At 69.7% G+C, this 22530-nt stretch carries 21 protein-coding genes; 9 read left to right on the plus strand and 12 right to left on the minus strand.

The window, feature by feature from the left end:
• Window positions 1-128: 128 nt before the first annotated feature.
• Complete coding sequence (locus FGL94_RS00095) at window positions 129-701, minus strand: GNAT family N-acetyltransferase (RefSeq protein WP_144919762.1); 573 nt, start codon at window positions 699-701, stop codon at window positions 129-131.
• Window positions 702-813: 112 nt separating this feature from the next.
• On the opposite strand from FGL94_RS00095, the gene FGL94_RS00100 reads away from it, so the two are divergent.
• Window positions 814-1092 carry a DNA-directed RNA polymerase subunit L gene (locus tag FGL94_RS00100; protein WP_095636367.1) on the plus strand — a complete coding sequence of 93 codons (279 nt, stop codon included), beginning with the start codon at window positions 814-816 and terminating at the stop codon, window positions 1090-1092.
• 165 nt (window positions 1093-1257) lie between these two features.
• A complete protein-coding gene (locus tag FGL94_RS00105) occupies window positions 1258-2286 on the plus strand; it encodes a glycosyltransferase family 4 protein (protein WP_144921375.1) in 1029 nt (342 codons plus the stop codon).
• Window positions 2287-2323: 37 nt separating this feature from the next.
• On the opposite strand, the gene FGL94_RS00110 is transcribed toward FGL94_RS00105, so the two are convergent.
• On the minus strand, window positions 2324-2647 hold the full coding sequence (locus FGL94_RS00110; protein ID WP_144919764.1) for a DUF7510 family protein: 324 nt from the start codon (window positions 2645-2647) through the stop codon (window positions 2324-2326).
• Between the two features lie 169 nt (window positions 2648-2816).
• Here FGL94_RS00110 and FGL94_RS00115 point away from each other — a divergent pair, with 169 nt between their 5' ends.
• The 4 genes from FGL94_RS00115 to FGL94_RS00130 all read left to right on the plus strand — a co-directional run bounded on the left by FGL94_RS00115 (window position 2817) and on the right by FGL94_RS00130 (window position 7152).
• Window positions 2817-4091: a Single-stranded DNA binding protein gene (locus FGL94_RS00115; protein ID WP_144919766.1), complete on the plus strand. Its 1275-nt coding sequence runs from the start codon at window positions 2817-2819 to the stop codon at window positions 4089-4091.
• Window positions 4088-5698: a hypothetical protein gene (locus FGL94_RS00120; RefSeq protein WP_144919769.1), complete on the plus strand. Its 1611-nt coding sequence runs from the start codon at window positions 4088-4090 to the stop codon at window positions 5696-5698. Before FGL94_RS00115 ends, FGL94_RS00120 begins: the two co-directional genes overlap by 4 nt.
• A complete protein-coding gene (locus tag FGL94_RS00125; protein WP_144919771.1) occupies window positions 5698-6495 on the plus strand; it encodes a metallophosphoesterase in 798 nt (265 codons plus the stop codon). Before FGL94_RS00120 ends, FGL94_RS00125 begins: the two co-directional genes overlap by 1 nt.
• Window positions 6496-6570: 75 nt before the next feature.
• A complete protein-coding gene (locus FGL94_RS00130) occupies window positions 6571-7152 on the plus strand; it encodes a putative phosphothreonine lyase domain-containing protein (protein WP_144919773.1) in 582 nt (193 codons plus the stop codon).
• Between the two features lie 30 nt (window positions 7153-7182).
• Here the strand turns inward: FGL94_RS00130 and FGL94_RS00135 are convergent, their stop codons facing one another.
• The 6 genes from FGL94_RS00135 to FGL94_RS00160 all read right to left on the minus strand — a co-directional run bounded on the left by FGL94_RS00135 (window position 7183) and on the right by FGL94_RS00160 (window position 15085).
• The gene (locus FGL94_RS00135) at window positions 7183-7608 is read right to left on the minus strand and encodes a Zn-ribbon domain-containing OB-fold protein (RefSeq protein ID WP_144919775.1); all 426 of its coding nucleotides are present in this window, start codon (window positions 7606-7608) and stop codon (window positions 7183-7185) included.
• Window positions 7605-8765 (minus strand): thiolase family protein, encoded by a 1161-nt coding sequence (locus tag FGL94_RS00140; RefSeq protein WP_144919777.1) that lies wholly within the window; start codon window positions 8763-8765, stop codon window positions 7605-7607. Before FGL94_RS00140 ends, FGL94_RS00135 begins: the two co-directional genes overlap by 4 nt.
• Before the next feature lie 76 nt (window positions 8766-8841).
• Window positions 8842-11130, minus strand: a complete 2289-nt coding sequence (gene mutL / locus FGL94_RS00145) for a DNA mismatch repair endonuclease MutL (protein ID WP_144919779.1) — start codon at window positions 11128-11130, stop codon at window positions 8842-8844.
• Window positions 11131-11720: 590 nt separating this feature from the next.
• On the minus strand, window positions 11721-12782 hold the full coding sequence (locus tag FGL94_RS00150; RefSeq protein WP_144919781.1) for a sugar ABC transporter permease: 1062 nt from the start codon (window positions 12780-12782) through the stop codon (window positions 11721-11723).
• Complete coding sequence (locus FGL94_RS00155) at window positions 12779-13774, minus strand: carbohydrate ABC transporter permease (protein ID WP_144919783.1); 996 nt, start codon at window positions 13772-13774, stop codon at window positions 12779-12781. The genes FGL94_RS00150 and FGL94_RS00155 overlap by 4 nt, the downstream gene beginning before the upstream one ends.
• A gap of 15 nt (window positions 13775-13789) precedes the next feature.
• Window positions 13790-15085 (minus strand): extracellular solute-binding protein, encoded by a 1296-nt coding sequence (locus FGL94_RS00160; protein ID WP_186313297.1) that lies wholly within the window; start codon window positions 15083-15085, stop codon window positions 13790-13792.
• A 196-nt stretch (window positions 15086-15281) separates the two neighbouring features.
• On the opposite strand from FGL94_RS00160, the gene FGL94_RS00165 reads away from it, so the two are divergent.
• On the plus strand, window positions 15282-16415 hold the full coding sequence (locus tag FGL94_RS00165; protein WP_144919785.1) for an ABC transporter ATP-binding protein: 1134 nt from the start codon (window positions 15282-15284) through the stop codon (window positions 16413-16415).
• A gap of 306 nt (window positions 16416-16721) precedes the next feature.
• On the opposite strand, the gene FGL94_RS00170 is transcribed toward FGL94_RS00165, so the two are convergent.
• Complete coding sequence (locus tag FGL94_RS00170; RefSeq protein WP_144919787.1) at window positions 16722-17753, minus strand: glutathione S-transferase family protein; 1032 nt, start codon at window positions 17751-17753, stop codon at window positions 16722-16724.
• A 389-nt stretch (window positions 17754-18142) separates the two neighbouring features.
• Between FGL94_RS00170 and FGL94_RS00175 the strand changes: the two genes are divergently transcribed.
• Window positions 18143-19429: an NAD(P)/FAD-dependent oxidoreductase gene (locus FGL94_RS00175; RefSeq protein ID WP_144919789.1), complete on the plus strand. Its 1287-nt coding sequence runs from the start codon at window positions 18143-18145 to the stop codon at window positions 19427-19429.
• Between the two features lie 17 nt (window positions 19430-19446).
• Here the strand turns inward: FGL94_RS00175 and FGL94_RS00180 are convergent, their stop codons facing one another.
• The 3 genes from FGL94_RS00180 to FGL94_RS00185 all read right to left on the minus strand — a co-directional run bounded on the left by FGL94_RS00180 (window position 19447) and on the right by FGL94_RS00185 (window position 20537).
• Entirely contained in the window at window positions 19447-19902 is a 456-nt protein-coding gene (locus FGL94_RS00180; RefSeq protein ID WP_144919791.1) for an Hsp20/alpha crystallin family protein, read from the minus strand.
• A gap of 3 nt (window positions 19903-19905) precedes the next feature.
• Window positions 19906-20061, minus strand: a complete 156-nt coding sequence (locus FGL94_RS18105; protein ID WP_186313298.1) for a DUF7559 family protein — start codon at window positions 20059-20061, stop codon at window positions 19906-19908.
• 80 nt (window positions 20062-20141) lie between these two features.
• Entirely contained in the window at window positions 20142-20537 is a 396-nt protein-coding gene (locus tag FGL94_RS00185) for a hypothetical protein (protein ID WP_144919793.1), read from the minus strand.
• 115 nt (window positions 20538-20652) lie between these two features.
• Here FGL94_RS00185 and FGL94_RS00190 point away from each other — a divergent pair, with 115 nt between their 5' ends.
• Window positions 20653-22530 (plus strand): radical SAM protein, encoded by a 1878-nt coding sequence (locus FGL94_RS00190; protein ID WP_144919795.1) that lies wholly within the window; start codon window positions 20653-20655, stop codon window positions 22528-22530.

The following is a 22530-nucleotide window of genomic DNA, read 5'->3' on the forward strand; positions in this document are numbered from 1 at the left end:
TCGCCCAGCGGCGGCGCTGGCGTGAGATCGTGGAAGCGATATCGATGCGGTGGCGCGCGCCTCCGAGTGGCTGGGGCTTTGGAGGCGTTCAACGTCGATCGACAGTCAACGATTTATAAACCGTTCACTCACTCCACGTCTCGCGTCAACTGCTTACGGTACGGCTCGAACCCCTGTATCTCGTAGAACGCTATCGCTCGCTCGTTATCCACGTCGACGTCCAGCCGGAGCTCGTCGCAGCCCTGGTCACGCGCATCCGCCTCGGCGCGCTCGACCAGCCGCCCCGCGATCCCGGTCCCGCGGTACGCCTCGCTGACGTAGATGTCGCCGACTACGAGCCGGTCGGGGCGGTCGAACACCGTGGGACACCTGTCGACGCTCGTCGAGACGAACGCCGCGAGATCGCGGTCCGGATCCGGGACGCCGACGGACGCGGGGTCCTCGGGGTCGAGGCGAGCGGGGTCGATGTCGTCCGCGCCGACCCCGGCGTCGACCGCGACGACCCACGTCCGGTAGTCGTCGTTCTCCCGGAGCAGGTCGAGCCGGAACTCGGTCTCCGCGGCGATCAGCTCCTCGTCGGGCCGGTCCGCGAGCGCGTGCGCCTCGACGTTCGCCGCGAGGTCGCGGTGGTACGGCAGCCACAGGTCCGCCGCGTAGCGCTCGGCGGCGGCCTCGGTGGCCGGCAGGCGTCGGATCTCCATACGGCGGCCACCGGAGCCGGCGGCATACGCTTTCGGGTCGCGTGCGGGCCGTCGCAGCTCTCGATATTCGGGAGACGAAAGCTTGAAACGCCGCTCGCTCGACTTCACGGACATGGAACTGCGGGTCATCGAGAAGACCGACACGGAACTCCGCATCGAGATCGCCGGCGAGGACCACACGTTCATGAACGTGCTGAAGGGCGTCCTGCTGGAGACCGACGACGTCGCGGCCGCGACCTACGACATGAACCCCGAGCAGTCCGGCGGTCAGACGGAGCCGGTGCTGACGGTGAAATCCGAGTCCGGCGACCCGCTCGACGTGCTCGCCGACGCCGCGGAGTCGATCACTGACCGAACGGACGCGCTGCGCGACGCCGTGAAGGCGGCCTGACCTCCGGGCCGAATCCGTCCGATCTGAATCCGGGCTGAGACGACGGGAGCCTCCGAGCGTCTTTTCGCACACTTCCGCTGCCCCGCAAGTCGCTCGGCCGGGGATACGAGGGGCATACCTAAGTGCCGACTCCCGAAACGTGGGGGTATGCCGCCGAGCGTACTCATGCTGGGATGGGGGTACCCGCCGAACATCACCGGCGGGCTCGACGTCCACGTCGGTGAACTGTTCTCCGGGCTCCGCGACGATCTCGGGGTGGAGGCCGCCCTCGTGTTGCCCGCGGAGTTCGCGCCGGACGACGAGCCGGGGATCGAGCCCGTCGAGACCGGGGAGGGCGACGTCGCGGCCCGGGTCGACCGCCTCAGCGACCGGTTCGCCGAACTCGCTCCCGACTACGACGTGATCCACACGCACGACTGGTTTGGCTACGGCCCCGGCCGACAGGCCGCCCGCGCGTCGGACGCGACGTGGGTGTCGTCGTTCCACTCGCTCGCGAGCGACCGCAACATCGACCCGCCGACCCGCGAGGTCGAGACCGAGCGCCGCCTCGCGAACGCCGCGGACACCAACATCGCGGTCAGCGAACTCGTCCGCGAGGACATCCGCGAGCTGTACGACGCCGACTCCCGCGTCGTGTACAACGGCTTTTCGACGCCGAAATTCTCCGGGAAAGACGTCCGCGAAGACCTCGACATCGACGGCGAGATGCTGTTTTTCGTCGGCCGACACACCGACCAGAAGGGGATCTCGCACCTGCTGTACGCGGTGCGGAAGCTTCACCGTCCCGACGTGACCCTCGTCGTCGGCGGGTCGGGCCATCAGACCGACCAGCTGAAGCGGTTCGCCGAGCTGCTCGGCATCGAAGACCGCGTCGAGTTCGTCGGCTACGTCCCGGAAGCGGAACTCGGCGACTACTACGCCGCCGCCGACGCGTTCGTCTCGCCCTCGTACGCGGAGCCGTTCGGAATTACGATCACCGAGGCGCTCGAGGCCGGGACGCAGGTCGTCGCGACCCGATCGGGCGTCGCGGAGGTACTCCCTGACAACTGCCTCGTCGAGGTCGAGGTCGATTCGGAGTCGATCGTCGACGGGATCGCGACCGCGCTCGACCGCGAGCAGCCCCCGGAGTACGAGCGTCGCGAGTGGTCGGACGTCACCGAGGACACGCTGGCCGTGTACGAGGACGTGGCATAGGACGCGCCGGAACCGGTTCGCCGATCGCTTTCGACCGCTACTCCTTGTCGTCGCCGCGGTACACGTCGAACTCGGTGGCCGTCTCCGGATGCGTGATCCGGAACCCCTCCGCGGTCTCGACCACGCCGCGGGTGCTTCCTGCCCCGCCGCCGTACGGGCTCTCCTCGCCGTCGATCCCGCTTCCCCCCTGATACGGCGAGGTGTACGGCGAGTCTGACACGGGCTCGTCGAAGTCCTCCGGCGGGAGGTAGATCCGCTCGCCGCTCGCGGAGCGAACGACGACGGCGACGTCGCGGGTCCCGGTCACGTCGATGACGGTCCGCTCCTCCGTGACGCGCGTGTCGATGTCGATCTCGTCCATACCCCACGTTGCGCACGGAGGTGGTTTAGCCCTACCGGCGGTCGAACGCGGCGGCGTCACGTGGGACTGGGAGGAGCCGCGTCACGTGGGGTTGGGAGGAGCCGCGTCGCGGAGGCGAGCCGGTAGGGGTGGTGAACCCTTTTGTGCGGTCGCGTCGAAGCCGGACTCGATGGACGTCAACAGCCATGCCGAGGAGCTCGCCTCCGACCTCGGTGTCGACAAAGAGGAGGTCAAAGAGGACCTGCAGAACCTACTGGAGTACAGCGTCCCGATCGACGAGGCCAAACAGAGTGTCCGCCGGAAGCACGGCGGCGGAGGCGGCGGCTCGACGCCGACGCCCGACGCCGTCGACGTGGACGAGATCACCACCGACCACGACGGCGTGACGGTCACCGTTCGCGTGCTCACGCAGGGGACCCGTACGATCCGGTACCAGGGCGACGACCTCACGATCCGCGAGGGAGAGATCGCCGACGAGACCGGCGTCATCTCCTACACCGCGTGGCAGGACTTCGGGTTCGAGCCGGGCGACTCGCTGACGATCGGCAACGCCGGCGTCCGGGAGTGGGAGGGCGCGCCGGAGCTCAACCTCAACGACTCGACCACCGTCGCCATCGCCGACGAGCCGGTCGAGGTCGATCGGGAGGTCGGCGGCGACCGGAGCCTCGTCGACATCGACGCGGGCGACCGCGGCCGCAACGTCGAGGTCCGCGTGCTGGAGGTCGACGAGAAGACGATCTCCGGGCGGGACGGCGAGACGGAGATCCTGGAGGGCGTCGTCGGCGACGCGACCGCGAAGCTCCCCTTCACCGACTGGCAGCCCCGCTCCGAGCTGAAGCCGGGCGCGGATCTCCGGATCGAGGACGTGTACGTCCGGGAGTTCCGCGGCGTGCCCTCGATCAACCTCACCGAGTTCTCGACGGTGACGCCGCTCCCCGACCCCGTCGAAGTCGCCGAGGATGCCCCTCGCCTCTCGGTCGCTGAGGCGGTCGGCTCCGGCGGAATGTTCGACGTGGAGATCGTCGGCAACGTCCTCGAAATTCGGGACGGCTCCGGGCTCATCGAGCGCTGTCCGGAGTGCGGCCGCGTGGTCCAGAACGGGCAGTGCCGGAGCCACGGCGACGTGGACGGCGAGGACGACCTCCGCGTGAAGGCGATCGTCGACGACGGCACCGACACCGTCACGGTCGTGCTCGACGACGAGCTCACCGCCGAGGTGTACGGCGGCGGCCTCGACGACGCCCTCGACGCCGCGAAGGACGCGATGGACAAGGAGGTCGTCGCCGAGGAGATCGCCGACTCGCTGGTCGGGCGCGCGTATCGCGTCCGCGGGAACCTCTCGGTCGACGACTACGGCGCCAACCTCGACGCCAGCGAGTTCGAACTCGCGGACGACGACCCGGCCGACCACGCCCGCGCCGCGCTCGCGGAGGTGGGCGAATGAGCGACGACGGGCCGGGCGCCCGCGAGGTCGCTCACCGCGTGTTCGCCGCCGAGTTCGACGACGCCTCGATCTCGTACTCCGAGAGCGACGAGGAGCGCGCCCCCAACTACGTCGTCACGCCGACCGGCGCGCGCGTGAACCGGCTGTTCGTCGCGGGCGTGCTCACCGAGATCGAGCGCGTGAACGACGAGACGCGCCGCGGGCGGGTCGTCGACCCCTCCGGGGCGTTCGTCACCTACGCCGGCCAGTACCAGCCGGAAGCGCAGACGTTCCTCGAACGCGCCGAGCCGCCGGCGTTCGTCGCGCTCACGGGGAAGGCGCGCACCTTCGAGCCGGAGGACTCCGACCGGGTGTTCACCTCGGTCCGCCCCGAGAGCCTCAACGCGGTCGACGCCGACACCCGGGACCGCTGGGTCGTCTCCGCCGCGGAGGCCACCCTCGACCGCCTCGCGGTGTTCGCGAAAGCCCTCGAATCGGACCTCCGCGGCGAGGAGCTCCGCGCGGCCCTCGAATCGGGCGGCGCGGCCGCGTCGCTGGCGGCCGGGATCCCGAAGGCGATCGACCACTACGACACCTCGACCGCCTACGTCGAGGCGCTCCGGCGGCTCGCCGTCGACGCCTTAGAGCTGATCGCCGGCGACCGCGACGAGGTGCGTTCGCTCGATATCGCGCCCGATGCGGGCGGCGAGGCCGCGATCGGCTCGCTCCCGGAGACGGACGTGACGATCGAGGCGCCGCCGGAGCCGGTCGGCGACGAGGGAATGGCGGAATCGGAAGGCGAGCCGATCGCCGCCGAATCGGACGACCCCACTGCAGAGTCGGAGCCGGCGGTGACTGGTGAGGAGCCGGCCGAGGCAGCCGGAACGACGGAGACGAGCGACTCCGGATCGATCGACACGGACTCGACCGATTCCGACGCCGCCGACACCGCTGAGGCCGCCACCACCGCTGACACCGCTGAGGCCGCCACCACCGCTGACACCGCTGAGGCCGCCACCACCGCTGACACCGCGGCTGTCGATTCCGAGCCCGAACCCGGCGACGAGAGCGACGGGCTCGGCGACTTCGACGCCGGGACGGCCGACCTCGGAACGGACGATGCCGGGACGGATGACACCGGGACCGACCTCGACGAGCCGTCGACCGAGCCCGCGCCCGACGAGATGTACGAACTCGACGAGGAGGAGCGTGAGGAGATCGAGTCGGAGTTCGGCACGGACTTCTCGACCGGGAGCGAGGTCGACGAGCCGGGCGAGGCCGATATCGACGTTCCAGATCCCGAGGAGATGGACGAGCCCCCGGCCGAGGAGGGCACCGCGACGTCAGCGGACGCCGAGGAGTCGGACGCCACCGCTCCGGCCCCAGCGAGTGAGACGCCGGCGGACGACGAAGCGAGCGAGACGGCCGGCGACCTCGACCTCGAAGCCGCCGTTATCGACGCGATGGACGCGCTCGACGACGGCGACGGCGCCGAGCGCGAGGCGGTCGTCGAGGCGGTCGTCGACGACCACGGCGTCGCCGCCGACGCGGTCGAGGACGCGATCCAGGACGCGCTGATGAGCGGGAAGTGTTACGAGCCCGGCGACGGCGTCCTCAAGCCGATCTGATGGCGCCGGGCGCGTCGCCCGCGGTCGAGCCGGTGGTCGGCGAACCGGCGGCGGTGGCCGACCTCGGCGGCCAGCGCGCGCTGCTGGTCGCCGACGTGCACGCCGGTATCGAAGTCGGCCTGCGCTACGAGCGCGGGGTCGAACTCGACGGCCGCGCCGACGAGCGCCGCCAGCGGCTCTGCGCCCTGATCGCCGAGACCGACGCCGACCGGCTGGTGGTCCTCGGCGACCTCGCGCACCGGATCGCGGCGCCGGAAGGCGACGAGCGGGAGGAACTCGTCGAACTGATCCGAGCGGTCACGGACCGCGTCCCGATGACGCTCGTCGAGGGGAACCACGATGCCGGCGTCGCGGAGGCGTTCGCGGACGACATCGACGTGATCGAGGCGGGTGGCGGTGTGCTCGACGGAGACACGACCACGGACACAGCCGTCGGCGTCCTCCACGGCCACACGTGGCCCGACCCCGACCTGCTCGACGCCGACGTGGTCTGTATGGGTCACGAACACCCCCAAGTGCGACTCGAGGACGCGGTCGGCGGATCGCGTGCGGAGCGCGCGTGGCTCCGCGGAACGCTCGATCCGGGGGCGTTTGTGGAGGACGGCGAAGCCGGCGCAGTCGCCGACGCGGATCCGCCCGAACTCGTCGTCTTCCCCGCGTTCAACGAGCGCTCCGGCGGGACGTGGATCAACGTCGACGGCCAGTCGTTCCTCGCGCCGTTCCTCCCCGACGCGCTGCCGGCCGGGGACGCCTACCTGCTCGACGGGACGCGGCTCGGGGAGTACCGACGGATCTGACGGACGCGACAGTCCCACCGATCCGCTACCCTCCCTCGGCGAGAGCGTTTTCTCTCGCGGGACGAAACGAACCCCATGGTCGTCGACAGCGCGCCGAGCGAGATCGACGAGGCGGGGTGGCACTGGCTTCGGGTCAAACACGTGACGGGGTTCCCGCGGAACGCTCGCGACGGCTACTTTCCGGAACACGGCGTGACGCGGCCGGCGGCGACGACGGAGGCGGACCTGCCGGAGATCGGTGCCGAGGAGGAGTCGCTTCCGGTCGACTCCGCCCCCGAGACCGTCGCCGACGCGGATCGGCTCGCCTTGGAGACGACGTACCTGAGCGGGAAGTGGCTCGTCGAGCGCCCTCCCGAGACGGTGGACGATCTCTGGAACGCGGTGGTCGACGACGTCGCGGCCGAGCGGTTCTGGGACGCGAAGGTCTCGACTCGGGCCGGCTGCGAGGCGTTCGACGAGCGGGAGCACGCGATACTCGTGTTCACGCCCAACTACTTCGATGGGGAAGATGTCGACCGAGTGCGACGCCGGCTCAGAGACGCCCACGGGGTGGCCGAGGAGATCCGATACCGACCGGACGTGTACACGCTTGACGGAGTCCACGAGGAGCGGCTCGAAGATCTCACCGACTCGGAATCGGCGCGGTTCAGGGCGTGAGACGGCAGCGACGATTCGCGAGGCTCGCGACTACTCGACAGGCCGGAACCGGAACCCGTCCCAGTCCTGGCTCTCGGGCTCGCGGATCCCGGCGCCCGGCTCGCGAAGTTCGTCGGCGTAGACGGGCTCGACGCGGTCGCCGATGTCGACGTCGAACGTCTCCCCGGAGCCGTCCTCTCGCTCCGCGATCTGCCCGAGCGCGCGGACCGCCGGTCCGTCGTACTCCTCGTCCATGTCGAACTCGACGATTGCGAGGGTGTTCGGCTCGCGGACGCCCGGCGGCGTCGCCGTCGAGGTCGTCCACGTGAGGATCGTCCCCTCGTACTCCCGGAGGTCGACCGTGCCGACGCGCTCGGCGCCGTTCGGGCTCACGGTGTGGGGCGGGTACGTGACGGTTCCGTCCGCGTACTCCGCGGCCTCGAAGGTCGGTTCGTCCGCCTGAGTGTTCTCGCTCATTGGTTGCCCTCCAGAATCGCCGTGGTCACGCAGTTCCCGAACCCGCCGACGTTGCAGGCGAGCCCCGTGTCGGCCTCGACCTGCCGCGGGCCGGCGTTGCCGGTGACCTGTTCGTATATCTCGTACACCTGCGCGACGCCGCTGGCGCCGAGGGGGTGTCCCTTCGACTTGAGCCCGCCGGAGGTGTTGATCGGGAGCTCGCCGTCGCGGTCGGTGACGCCCTCCTCGACCGCCTTCCACCCCTCGCCCTTCTCGAAGAAGCCGAGGTCCTCGCTCTGGAGGAACTCGAGGATGGTGAACATGTCGTGGAGCTCCGCCACGTCGACGTCGTCCGGACCGATCCCGGCCATCTCGTAGGCGATGTCGGAGGAGTCGGCGACTCCGCCCATCGTCGTCGGGTCCGCGCGCTCGTGGACGACGTGGGTGTCGGTCGCGCCGCCGATCCCCGAGACGACCGCGTACTCGTCCTCGGGAACGTACTCCTCGGCGACCGACTCCGGACAGAACACGAGCGCGGCGGAGCCGTCCGTGATCGGACAGAAGTCGTACAGGCGGAGCGGGTCGGCGACGATCGGCGACTCGAGCACCGTGTCGAGGTCGACCTCCTTCCGGAACTGCGCGTGGGGGTTGTCCACGCCGTTAGCGTGGTTCTTCACCGCCACCTTTCCGAGGCTCTCGCGCGGCGCGTCGTACTCGTCGAGGTAGAGCCGCGCCGTGAGCCCCGCGAACGAGGGGAGCGTGACGCCCTGTTTGTACTCGACCGGGTGAGTGAGCGACGCGATCACGTCGGTCGCCTCCGACGTCGTCCGGTGGGTCATCTTCTCGCCGCCGACGAGCATCGTCAGGTCGCTCGCGCCGGAGGCGACCGACTGCCACGCCGCGTACACGCCCGCGCCCCCCGACGAGGAGGTCTGGTCGATCCGGGCGGTGTAGGCGGGCTGTGCAGCCAGGTCGTGAGCGAGCGCGTTCGGGACCCCGGTCTGGCCCTCGAACTCGCCGCTGGCCATGTTCGAGACGTACAGGTGATCGAGGTCGTCGCCGTCGATCCCGGCGTCGTCGAGCGCGGCCGCGCCCGCCTCCGCCAGCAGCTCTCGCACCCACGCGTCACGTTGCCCGAACTGGGTCATCGACGCGCCGATGATCGCTACGCGTTCCATACGCGTGGGTCCACGGCGCCCGCCTAAAGCGTATCTCTCTGTGGCCGCCGAGCGGCCGCCCGCCGTTCCCCTCGACTCACTCCGCGCGCCGCCCGGCGTGGCCCGGGTAGTCGCGCTCGAACCGCGATCCGATCTCGTCGCGGTCGAGCCGTATCACGACCGGACGCCCGTGCGGACAGGCGTACGGGTTCTCGCACGCGTCGAGCCGGTCGAGCAGGTCGACGACCGACCCCTCCGTCAGCGAGGTGTTCCCGGTCACGGAGGGGTAACACGCGAGATCCGCGAGCAGCTCGTCGACCACGTCCGTCACCGGCTCGTCGCCCGCGGTCGCGTCGCCGACGAGCGCGGAGAGCACGTCCCGGACGAGTCCCGGGTCGAGCGCGGCGTCGAACACCGCCGGGACCGATTCGACCACCACCTCGCGCTCGCCCGCGCGCTCGGCGCGGAACCCGACCCCCGCGAGGTCGTCGACGAACTCCTCGAACAGCGCCGCCTCCCGCGCGGTGAGCTCGATCCGGACGGGCTCGGCGAGCGCCTGCGCGTCCGCGCCGTCGGCGAAGGCGGCCTGCAGGCGCTCGTAGTTCACCCGCTCGTCGGCGGCGTGCTGGTCGATCAGCACGAGCCCGTCGGGCGCCTCGGCGACGACGTACGTCTCGTGGAGCTGGCCGAGCACCCGCAGCGACGGGAGCGAGTCGTAGGTACGCTCCGCGCTCGTCGGCTCGCCGCCGAGGGTCCGCTGGGCGGTCGCGGTCGACCGCGACTCGGCCGTCGGCTCTCGTCGTTCGTCCGACGCTGGCGCGTCGGGGCCTGTCGCGGCGTCAGTGTCGGCCGCGTCTGAGTCGCCGGCCGTCGAGTCGCCGAACCGGTCGAGTCCGTCGCCATCTCCGGTGTCGGTCTCGGCGGTGGCGACCGCGCCACCGTCGTCGTCCCCCGCTCCGCCCTCGGCTCCCACCCCGCCCTCGGCCCCGTCCGGATCCGACTGCCAGCTCCGCGGCGAGGGGCGGTCAGACCCGGAGCCGGTGAAATCGGCGGACTCGGGAGAATCGGTGGAGTCGTCCGACCCCACGTCGCCGACCGCCCACGCCTCCTCGTCCGTGGGGTCCAGTTCGGACGCGCCGGTCGCGGAGCCGGCAGTCGGATCGCCGCTGTCGTCCCGGTCGCCGTCTCGACCGCTGTCGTCTCGATCCCCTCCCTTCCGATCGCTGAGCGCCGCGCGCTCGTGGTCGGTCCCGGCGCCGCCGACGGCCTCGGTCTCCGGGGTCTCGGGAGCGACCGCCGTCTCGTCCGGTGCGGACCGGCCTCTGGGGGCCGTCGAGCGGATCAGCCCGTGGTCGAGTAGGGCCTCCTCCACGGCGGCTACGACGGCCTCGCGCACCGCCGGCTCCTGGTCGAACCGGACCTCCAGCTTGCGCGGGTGGACGTTCACGTCGACGTCGCCGGGGGGGACCTCGACGAACAGCACCGCGAAGGGGTAGCGATCGGGCGCGAGCTGGCCGCCGTACGCGTCGAGGACGGCCTCGCGCAGGGCGCTCGCGGTGACGTACCGACCGTTGACGTAGGTCGCGAGGTACTCGCGGGTCGACCGGGTCGTCTCCGGGTGCGAGACGAGGCCGGTGACGCCGCGGACGGGCGGGTCGGCGGCGTCCGAGCCGGTCGGATCGCCGTCCCCGTCCGGCGCCCACTCCACGTCGACCATCGCCTCCGCGACCTCGCGGCCGTAGACGGCGAGGACCGCCGACCGGAGGTCGCCGTTCCCCTCGGTCGCGAAGGTCTCCCGGCCGTCGTGTTCCAGCGAGACGGCGACGCCGGGGTTCGCGAGCGCGTAGCCGGTGACGACCGTGTTGATCCGGTCGAACTCGGTCGCGGTCCGCTTGAGGAACTTCTTGCGGGCGGGGGTGTTGTAGAAGAGGTCCGCGACCTCCACGGTCGTCCCCTCGGGACAGCCCGCGGGTCGGACCTCGCCCACCTCGCCGCCCTCGACGGTGATCTCCGCGCCCGCGTCGGCGCCGGGCGGACGGGACCGGACGGTGAGCCGCGAGACCGCGCCGACGGTGTACAGCGCCTCGCCGCGGAAGCCGAGGGTGCCGACGCCGCGGTCGAGGTCCTCGATGTCGCCGATCTTCGAGGTGGCGTGCTCCGCGACCGCGGCCTCCAACTGGTCGGGGGGAATCCCCACGCCGTCGTCGCGGACGCGGATCCCCTCGGTGCCGCCGGCCTCGACCGACACGGCCACGCGCGTCGCGCCCGCGTCGAGGCTGTTCTCGATCAGCTCCTTGACGACGCTGGCCGGGCGCTCGACGACCTCGCCGGCCGCGATGCGCTGGACGGTCCGCTCGTCCAACCGCTCGATGTTCGGCGGCTCCATTGCTACTCACCGGTCGGTCGAGCGCGCACTTGAACCCGTTGTCGCCGACGGCGAGGCGAGAGGGAGGATGTGTCGCTGGAGTAGCGCTACTTAAAAACCGAACTGCGGTGGCGCGTGCCTCCGAGCGCCCGAAGGGCGTGAGGAGCACGCGCGAGGGAGTCGCTGGCGGCGGCAGCCGCCAGCGACGAGGCTGGGGAGGTGTGAGGCTGCGGTGCAGTGCGGTCGGGCAGGACTCAAAGTGGCAGTCGCGATTCCCGCGAGCGGAGCGAGCGGGAAGACGAGAGACAAAGTCTCTCGGAAGGACGAAGCACGGCGCAGTAAGCACTGCAAGGAGCGAGTGCAACGAGCGACTGAAGCGCGCAACAAGCCGCGCGAGTCGTCGCGGCTGGGGCTCTGGAGGTTTCCGCCGAGGAGTCGATCACGTGTGGCCGAACGGCTGGGGCCTTGGAGGAGTTTGTCGTCGATCCGCCAGTAGCCATTTATAAACGGACGACTGCGAACGTGTCAGAGTACACCACCAAATCATCGATCGCGTATAAGTAAGCGTAAGAACGAGAGATCGCAGAACGGAGGGAACCGGGCCGATCCGATTACCCCTCCATCCCGCCGAACGACAGCCCGTCTTCGACGGAGCGCTGGGCCGCGAAGTAGACGATCGCGACGGGGAGCGCGAACAGGTTCGCGAACGCCGCGAACCGCGTCCACGGCGTGGAGAACCGCCCCTCGGTCGCGATGTTGTACAGCTCCACCGAGAGCGGGTAGTTCTCTGGGCGCAGCAGCGTCTGCGCGATGATGAACTCGTTCCAGCCGGCGAGCCAGACGAAGATGAGCACGACGGCGAGCCCCGGCTTCGTCAGCGGGAGGATGACCTCTCGGATCGTGTCTAGGAAGCTCGCGCCGTCGACCATCGCCGCCTCCTCGTAGGAGACGGGGATGTTGTCCATGTACGTCTTCAACAGCCACGTGTTGAACGGGATCGCCGACGCGGCGTAGAACAGCCCGAGGATGAACAGGTTGTTCGTGAGTCCGTACGTGCTGAACAGCGAGTAGAGGGCGACGAGCGTCGCGATCGACAGCCCGGCGCCGATCTGCGTGAACAGCACGTAGCCGTAGAGGATGCGCTTGCGACCCACGAACTGCCGACGAGAGAACGCGTACGCGGCCGGGACGATCATCCCGAACCCGGCGACGAGCGTCACGCTGACGATGTAGAGGCTGTTGAACAGCGCGCCGGGACCGGTGTCGGTGCCGGCCCACCGGAAGCTCACCAGTCCGCTCTCCCCGCCGAGGACGAGCTGGGGATACCCCCAGTCGCCGTCGACGAAGAAGAAGTCGGACTCGTAGATCACCCACCGGTACGCGTCGAGGTTGTACGTCGCCGGGTCCGGGAAGATCCCGCTCGTGTTGAACAGCCGCGTCCCTTCCGCGAGCGACGCGGTCGTGATCCAGAACAGCGGAAACAGTAACACGAGCACCATCGCGAGCCCGAACAGCGTCATCAGGACGCTCTTGGTAACGTCCCACGCGGTGCGCTTCCCCGTGCGAACGTCGTATATCGCTCGCCGGATCATCACGGAGAACCGCTTCGGCGCGGTCGCGAGCGCGACCAGCTTCGCGCGGACCAAGGCGAGCGCGGAGGCGAGGAGGCTCATTCGTCACCCACCCCCTCTGCGAGGCCGCCGTAGCGCACGGCGACGTACATGAACAGCCCGACGAACGCGATGCCGACGATCAAGATTGCGGCCGATAAGCCGAACTGGTTGAACGTGATCGCCTCGCGGTAGCCGTAGACGATGATCAGCTCGTTTTGCCTCGATGGCCCGCCCTGGTTGAACACCCACGGGATCAGGAACTGCTGGAACGACGTCGCGGCCGTGAGGATCGACGCGAACAGCACCGGCCCCTTGATCGCGGGCAGCGTCACGGTGCGGAAGCGCTGAAGCGCGCCCGCTCCGTCGACCATCGCGGCCTCGTGGAGCGACCGGGGCACGTCCTGTAACGCGCTCACGATGATGATCACCATGAACGGGTACGCCAGCCACACCTCCGTGGTGACGTACGCGAAGAACGCCTCCCAGCGGCCGCTGAGGAAGCCGATCGGTACGTCGAACAGCAGGAGTTCGGGGGCCGACAGCGACGACATGAACTCGTTGTACCGGCCCAAGATCGTGTTGAACACCCCGTAGCGCGCGTCGCTGAACATCCCGCGCCAGACGGTGATCGTGAAGATGCCGGGGAACCCCAGCGGGACGATCACCGCCGCGCGCATGTACCGCTTGCCGGCGACGCGCACGTGGTTCAACAGGAGGGCGATCCCCACCGCCAGGAACACCTTGAGCACGAGCGAGACGGCGACGAACAGCCACGTCGTCGTCATCGACGTCCAGAACTGCGAGTCTCCGATCAGCTGGGCGTAGTTGGCCAGCCCGATCAGCTCGGCGCCGCCCCCGATCACCGACCCGGCGAACGTCGCGTCGGTGAGCGAGATGTAGAAGAGGTAGAAAATCGGATACAACATGAAACTGGAGAAGAGGAGGACGCCGGGGGCGACGAGCAGGAGCCCCCAGTCGCGGCTGGAGAAGGGCAGCGCTGTGCGGAGGCGCGAGAGCCCGCTGACGCCGGTGCCGGGTTGCGAAGAGGCCATCGCTTCGGAGAGGGCCTACAGCGCCTCCCGGATCTCGGAGGCGGCCTGATCGAGCGCGGCGTCGCTGTCCTGCTCGTCGTTGAAGACGCGCTCCAACGCTTCCGTCACGGGCGTCCAGACGCTGTCCATGTCGGGATGCGTCGGGATGGGGACGCCGTGGTCGACCTGTCGGGCGAACGCCTGGACCTCGCTGGAGAGGTCGTCGTTGCCCACCACGTCGGCGAGCACGGGGATGTACCCCTGCTCTTCGGCGTTGGTCTGGATGACGTCCGCGTTGGTCGTGTACCACTCGGCGAGGCCGGTCGCGGTGTCGACCGTCGACTGGTCCGCGTCGGCCAGCATCGCGCTGAAGTAGAACAGCTGGATCCCGGAGTACGTGCGCGGGTTGTTCCCGTCGACGGTCGGCAGCGTCGTGACGCCGAGGTTGTCGATCTCGCCGCTGAGATTCCCGAGCTCCCACGGACCGTTGATCGCGAACGGCGCGAGCCCGTCCGCGAACGCGACGATCTGCGACTCGTATCCGGGATCGGCGGGAACGTAATCGGACAGCGTTTCGAGGGCGTCCATGCCCCGCTTACACGCGTCGCTGTCGACGGTCACTTCCAGGTTCTCCTCGTCGAAGATGTTCCCGCCGTACGCCTGGATGAACCCGCTGACGAAGTAGGGGTCCGTCACGGGGTACGAGAGCCCGTACTGCCCGTTATCCGGATCGTGGTGCTCGTCCATGATCGAGACCATCTCCTCCATCGTCTCCGGCGGCTCGTCGACCATGTCCTCGTTGTAGAACAGGGCGACGGTCTCGGAGGCGAACGGGAGCCCGTAGAGCGAGCCGTCGAACTGGGCGGCCTGCCGGGCGGTCTCGGTGTAGCTGTCGAGCGAGACGTCGACGTCGTCGCTCGCGTCGTACAGGAACGGCGGCTCCTCGCGGACCGCGAACCGTCCGACCCAGTCGTGCGCCCAGATCCACGAGTCGGGGCCGTCGCCGGCCGGGATCGCCGTCTCCAACTGCTGGTCGAGTTCCCCGCCGGGGGCCTCCTTGTTGACGGTGTTGCCGGACTCCGACTCGTACTGGTCGATGTAGCCGGAGATGGCCTGGTCCTCGGCGTCGGAGAGGTCGGCCCACAGCCTCGCGGTGCCCGTGGTACCGCCGTCGGAACCGTCGGAGCCGTCGCTGCCATCGGAGCCGTCCGACCCGTCGGAACCGTCAGCTCCGTCACCGCCGTCGCCGCCGGTGCTGATACAGCCCGCGAGCGCCGCGAGCGCCGTCGATCCCCCCATCGATTTCAGGAGCGTTCTGCGTTTCTCGTTCATATGTCTACAACAAACGATGAATTACATATTCATACATTTAGTACTTTGGGTCGGGTTCGCAGGGAGCCCGATAAGCGCGGCTCGACGCCCGATCGAACCGCGATCGGCGTTCTGATAATATTTAAGATGAGATCGTTCCTCATACATCGGCAAAACAGCAAAGCACTAATATGCCAGTAGGACCGTTCTCCTGGAAATGGCACGAGTCACGCTCGACACGCTCCGGAAGGAGTTCGACCGGGGGACCATCGTCGCCGTCGACGACATCGACCTGGAGATCGAGGACGGCGAGTTCGTGACCGTCGTCGGGCCGTCTGGCTGCGGGAAGACGACCACGCTCCGGATGGTCGCGGGGCTGGAGGAGCCCACGTCGGGCGCCGTTCGGTTCGACGACGAGGACGTCACCGAGGTTCACGCGAAGGAGCGCCCGGTCGCGATGGTGTTCCAGAACTACGCGCTGTACCCCCACAAGACGGTCATGGGGAACATGGAGTTCGGGCTCAAGATGAGCACCGACATGACCCCGGAGGAGCGTCGCGAGCGCGTGACCGAGATGGCCGAGATGATGGGGATCGAGGACCTGCTCGACGACAAGCCGGACGAGCTCTCCGGCGGGCAGAAACAGCGCGTCGCGCTCGGCCGCGCCATCGCCCGCGAGCCCGAGGTGTTCCTGTTCGACGAGCCGCTCAGCAACCTCGACGCCAAGCTCCGCACCGAGATGCGCGCGGAGATCCAGAAGCTTCAGAAGGAGTTCGGCGTCACCGCGATGTACGTCACCCACGACCAGGAGGAGGCGATGACGATGGGCGACCGCCTCGCGATCTTGAACGACGGGAAGCTCCAGCAGGTCGGGAAGCCCACCGAGGTGTACGAGAACCCGGTCAACGAGTTCGTCGCCGGCTTCATCGGCTCGCCCTCGATGAACTTCATCGACGTGGAGGTCGAGACCGACGGCTCGTCGGCGACGATCCGCGACGACGCGTCGGGGCTCGCCTTCGAGCTCAGCGACGAGTACGTCGCGGGTCACGAGCTGGAGAACGCCCCCTACACGCTCGGGATCCGCCCCGAGAACATCCGGATCGTGGAGGACCCGACCGGCGACGAGACGCTCACCTCGACCGTCGAGGTCGTCGAGCCGATCGGCTCCGACAACTACGTCCACCTCGCGATCAACGAGGACTTCCTCGCGCGGTCGACCCCGGACGTCCTGCCCGAGACCGGCGACGAGGTCGGCGTGGCGTTCGAGGAGTCGGACATTCACCTGTTCGACACGGAGACCGGCGAGGACGTGTTCCTGACCGACGAGGAGATCGCGGCTGCGGTGGCCTGATAAACACCGTTTTCTCGAAGCGTGACCGTGTTCGCCGCCGTCGACGCGCTGCGTGATCGCCTATAAACAGCGGACTGCAGCTCGATGGCGACCGTCGTCCTCGCGGCTGCCCCTTTGAGTCCCGCCCGCCCAGCACCGCAGCCTCACGCCTCCCCAGCCTCGTCGCGGCCGCTTTTAAGCGGCCGCGGCTCCCTCGCGCGTGCTGACTCGCGGCCGCCAAAGGCGGCCGCTCGCAGGCACGCGCCACCGCAGAAAATAGGATCTAAAAGTCGATTTATAAACCGCTTCGTCCTCCGCGTCAGCCCCTCAGTCCGCCGCGTCCGGCGTCGGCGCCTCGCCGCCGAGCCGGTCGCGGTCGTGGTCCGCCTCGAAGTCGAGATCCGGCCCGCGCGCGATGATCCCGGAGGGAGTCACGTCGGGGTGAGTCGTGTAGTAGTGCTCCTTGATGTGGCTCATGTTCACCGTCTCGGCGACGCCCTCGGTCTGGTAGAGATCGCGCAGGTACGGCCAGAGGTTGTCGTACTGGTGGACGAACTTCTTGTTACACATGAAGTGGGTGTGGTACACCTGGTCGAACCGGACCAGCGTCGTGAACATGCAGATGTCTGCCTCGGTCAGCGAGTCGCCGACGAGGTAGCGCTGGTCGGCGAGGTGGTCGTTCCAGCGGTCGAGCGCGCCGAACAGCTCGTCGATCGCCTCGTCGTAGGCCCCCTGCGAGGTCGCGAACCCGGCCCGGTAGACGCCGTTGTTGACGGGCTCGTAGATGTCGGTGATCACCTGGTCGACCTCCGCGACGGTCGCCTCGTCGTCGGGACCGGGGAGCAGCGACGCGTCGTTGCCGAACTCGTCGAACGCGGTCGAGAGCATGCGGAGGACCTCGCGCGACTCGTTGTTGACGATCGTCTCCTCCTCGGTGTCCCACAGCACGGGGACGGTCACCCGACAGGTGGCGTCGGGGTCGGCCTCGACGTAGAGTTCGCGGAGGTAATCGCTGCCGTGGAGCTTGTCGGGGGTACACCCCTTCTTCTCGGGAGAGAACTGCCAGCCCCCCTCGGCGCGGTACGGGTCGACGACCGAGACGTCGATCACGTCTTCCAACCCGAGCAGCGACCGCGCGAGCAGCGTCCGGTGCGCCCACGGGCAGGCGTACGAGACGTAGAGGTGGTACCGGCCGGCCTCCGGCTGGAACCGCTCGTCCGGCTCGGCGTCGACGTGGTCGGGCACGTCGCTGCCGGCGATCCAGTTTCGGAAGGTCGTCTCGCCGCGCTGGAACGAGCCGTCCTCGCCCGTGGTCTCGTACGCGTCGGTCCGCCACTCGCCGTCGACCAGTTGGTTCATACCGATCGGACGGGCGCGATCCCCATAACGTGGGCGGGGACACGTGTGTCACCGGGATATTCGCTCCGTTTCGGATCTCTTCGGCCTCGCCGGCGGAACCGGCGGAGTCGACGGAACCGGTGCAATATTTCCGCGTCGCGACCACCTCCCGGACGCGGCCCGCCGGGTGCTCGTCGCGGGCCACGGCGCGTACCCCATGGACGAGGACGTCTCCCGGCGCCGCCCCGTCGCCCGCGCGCTCCCGGACGGAGAGGGACGCGAGCGCGCCGACGCCTTCCGCGAGGCCGGCGTCGACCACGTGGTCGGCTACCCCGCACGCGGGACCGACGAGCTCCTCTCGTCGGCGCCCGCCCCTCTGTTTTTAAGATGTGCCAGCGACAGGCGAGCGCATGAGCCGCTCCGACGCGCCGACGGACCGAGACGTTCCCGCAGATCGAGGCCCCTCGTCCCCCGAAGTCGCCGTCGTCGGCGGCGGCGCCGTCGGCGTCACCGCGGCCGCCGACCTCGCGGCCCGCGGCGCCGACGTGACGCTGTTCGACCGGGGCGACCTCGGCGCCGGAAGCTCCGGGCGCGCGGCGGGCGTGCTGTACGACGCGTACGCCGAGGACGTCGACGCCGCGCTGGCCGCCCGCGCGATGGAGCGGTTCCGGGCGTTCGACCGCTCGCTCCCCGGATTCTCGTTCACGTCGTGCCCCTACGTCATCGCCGTCCGCGAGGGCGACTCGGACGCCGAGGCCGTGCCGGCGATGGTCGACCGGATGCGGGCACACGGCCGCGACGTGTCGCTCGTCGACCCCGCGACCCTCGGCGACCGGTTCCCGATCGCCACAGACGACCTCGCGGTCGCCGCGGTGGCCGAGGGCGCCGGGTGGTGCGACCCCGCGAGCTACGTCGCCGCGACGGGCGAGCGAGCGCGTCGAGAGGGGGTCGCCGTCGAGACCGACACCCCCGTCTCGCTCGCGGGCGACGGTCCCGAACTGCGGGTCGGCGGCGTGGAGCAACCCGGCGACAGCCGGGAGTTCGACGCGGTCGTCGTCGCCGTCGGCGCGCACACCGCGGAGTTCCTCGGCGACGCGGGGATCGAGGTCCCCGTGGTCCCCTACCGCGTGCAGGCGCTGACGGCCGGGGTCGGCGGCGGGTCGGCGAGCTACGACGCCCCGATGGTGTACGACGCGACCGCGGGCGCGTACGTCCGGCCGCACCCGACCGGGCTGCTCGCCGGCGACGGCACGGAGCCGGTCCCGGCCGACCCGGAGGACTACGACCCGACGGGCGACGACTGGTTCGTCGAGTCGGTCTCGTCGACGCTCCGCGAGCGGCTCGACGCGGTGGGCGAGGGCGGGGCAGACGGCGCGGGCGAGACGGACGCTCCGGACGTGGAGCGCGCGTGGGCCGGCCTCTGTACGGCCACCCCCGACGGCGACCCGCTCGTCGGGCCGATCGGGGACCCCGCCGACCGCGTGTTCGTCGCCGCCGGCTGGCAGGGACACGGGTTCATGCGCGCGCCGGCGATCGGCGAGATCGTCGCCGAAGGGGTGTTGGCCTCGCTCGACGGGCGCGAAGCGAACGACCCGGAATCGCCGTGGATCGACGCGTTCGCTCCCGACCGATTCGACGGCGACGAGGAGTTCGAGATCGCGGAGGGGATGTCGGTGGAGGGCCGGGTGAGGGAGTGAGGGAGTGAGGGGTCGTCTCAGGCGTCGTCGGCCGCGTCGCTCTCCGTCTCGTCCGCTTCGTCCTCCTCTTCCACCACGGCCACGTCCCGGCCGTCGTCCTTCTTCGGGATCTCCACTTGGAGGGTGCCGTTTCGCGTGAGCGTCGCGTTCGCTCCCTGGGGCGTCACGTTCGCGTCGCGGGGGAGATCGGCGCTTCCGGAGAGCGAGACGCCGCGGCCGGGAAACAGCATCTCGTAGCCGTCGTAGAAGTCGCGGAAGCGGTCGAGTTCGACCTCGACTGTGTGATCGAGGAAGGTGACGTTCAGGTCCTCGCCGCGGACGCCGGGGGCGTCGAAGACGACGAGGTAGGCGTCGTCGCTCTCCAGGAGGTCGTACGAGAGCGGCCGCCGCTCCTGCATCTTGCTCCACCCGCGGCCGAGGCGTTCGAGGGCGCGGCGCACGACCGACCGGCCGGTCTCGACGAGTCCGCTCACGGGTTACACCTCGATCTCGGTGAGGTCGCTCCCGCCGCAGTACGGGCACGACAGGTCCTCGACCGCGTGGTCGTCGGGCACGTCGTAGGTGTAGTGGTTCTCGAACATGTCGAGCTCGCAGTCGTCGCTCTCGCATTTGACCTCCATCGTCGATGGCATATACGGAGTCGTTGTGTCGGCGAGGGCTTAAACGGCGTGGCGACGGCGGTCGAGAGGACGCGCCGACTCCGCGGGACCGATCAGAGTCCAGACCCCCGAAGGTGCTCGGGAACGACCGTGCGCTCGGCGAGGAACGCGACGAGTGTCCCGAACGCGACGCCGGCAAGGAAGCCGGGACCGTACGGGAAAAACGGGACTTCGAACGCGAGCGCGATGCCGAGGCCGACGGAGGTGGCAAGGACCGCGGCGCCGAACGCGACGTACGTCACCGTCTCCAGTCGATCCGGCGGGAGCCGGTCCCGCGCCACCCACGCGATCGGTCCGAGGGCGATTGCGGTGGCGACCGCCCACGCGGCCGCGATCCCCCACGGCCGGGGCTCCGCGCCGTAGAACTGCACCGCGGCGTACGCGCAGACGGCGGCGAGCGCGACGTACTGCCCGATCCGTTGGCGGCGGGTTGGCGTCTCGGAGGGCACGACTGCCGTATTCGTGCGGTTTCTTATAAATAGCCGACCCGCCGCCGGACGCTCTCGGGTGGGACTCCGGCGTTCCGCACGCTTTTCCCGTCTCGGCCGACTACGGTGGGGTAACATGACCGATTCGCCCGCGTCGGGCCGGGGATCGCTCCCGCCCGACCCGAACGACCTCTCCGTCACCATCGTCGACGGCTACGTCGACGAGCCGGCGCACTTCGGCGTGCCGCCGTACATCTCGACGTACCCGCGGTACACGGCCGGCGCGCTCGTCGACGCGGGCGTCCCCGAGTCGCGGATCACCTACCACACCATCGACGAGCTGCGCGAGGACCGGGGCAAACACGCCGACGTCGCGAACGCGGACCTCATGGTGTACGTCGGCGGAATGACGGTCCCGGGCAAGTACGTCGGCGGCACCCCAGCGGAGCCGGACGAGGTGCGCGAGCTCGGGTGGACCGCCGACGGCGTCACCCTGCTGGGCGGCCCCGTGCGGTTCGGGGTCGGCGAGGAGAACGCGGGCGCACAGGAGACCGAGCGCGACGACCTCGACTACGACTTCGTCGCCATGGGCGACGTGGAGGCGGCCGCGTACGACCTCGTCAGCGAGGGGTTAGAGGGGTTCGGTAACCGGATGCGCGACAACGCGGAGATCGACCGGTGGGCCGAGAAGGGGGCGTTCGTCGTCGAGCAACACCCGAACCACCCCGACTACCTCATCTGCGAGATGGAGACCTCCCGCGGGTGCGCCTACCGCTGCTCGTTCTGCACGGAGCCGCTGTACGGGAGCCCGGCGTTCCGCGAGGCGCGCTCGGTCGTCGACGAAGTGGACGCGCTCTCGGATCGAGGAGTCAGGCATTTCCGGCTCGGCCGGCAGGCCGACATCCTCGCGTTCGGCGGCGACGGCGAGGCGCCGAACCCGGACGCGCTCCGGGAGCTGTACGGCGGGATCCGCGAGGTCGCGCCCGACCTGCGGACGCTCCACCTCGACAACATGAACCCGGTGACGATCACCGACTACCCCGAGGCCTCACGCGAGGCGATCCGCGTGATCGCCGAGCACAACACGCCGGGCGACACCGCCGCGTTCGGACTGGAGTCGGCGGACCCGGTGGTCCAGGAGGAGAACAACCTGCTCGTCACCGCCGAGGAGTGTCTGGAGGCGGTCCGCGTCGTCAACGAGGAGGGCGGCTGGCGGCCGGGCGACACCCCCGAGGCGACGCCCGGCGGCGACGGCAGGGTGACCGGTCCCTCGACCGGGCCGGACGCCTCCCCGCGGCTCCCGAAGCTACTCCCCGGGATCAACCTCGTTCACGGGCTCGCGGGCGAGCGTCCGGAGACGTACGAGCACAACAAGGAGTTCCTCCAGACCGTCTACGACGAGGGGCTCATGCTCCGCCGGATCAACATCCGGCAGGTGATGGCGTTCGCCGGCACGGAGATGGCCGAGACGGGCGCGGACATCGCACAGGAGCACAAAGACCAGTTCCAGGCGTACAAAAAGGAAGTCCGCGAGACCGTCGACAACCCGATGCTGGACCGCGTCGTCCCGCCGGGGACGGTCCTCCCCGACGTTCACTTGGAGTACCACCAGGACGGCAAGACGTTCGGGCGCCAGCTCGGGACCTACGCCCTCCTCGTCGCCGTCCCCGGCGAGCGGGAGCTCGGCACCGCCATCGACGTGGCGATCACGGACCACGGCTACCGCTCGGTCACGGGCGTCCCGTACCCGCTCGACGTGAACGCGGCGTCGATGGACGAGCTGACGGCGATCCCCGGCATCAACCGGAGTAAGGCGGGCGACATCGTCGTCGGGCGCCCGTACGGCTCGATCGACGAGGTCGACACCGGCGTCGCCGACCTCTCGCGGTTCGCCGTCGCCGACGACACGAACGTGGCGATACCGGGGCGAGACCGCGCGGGATCGGGTCCGGGACCCGCCGCGCGCTCCCTACTCGACCGACGGGACGGCTCTTCCGTCGGGCGTGGTGACTGA

The sequence above is a fragment of the Halorubrum salsamenti genome (assembly GCF_007671685.1).
In the GTDB taxonomy this organism is placed as follows: domain Archaea; phylum Halobacteriota; class Halobacteria; order Halobacteriales; family Haloferacaceae; genus Halorubrum; species Halorubrum salsamenti.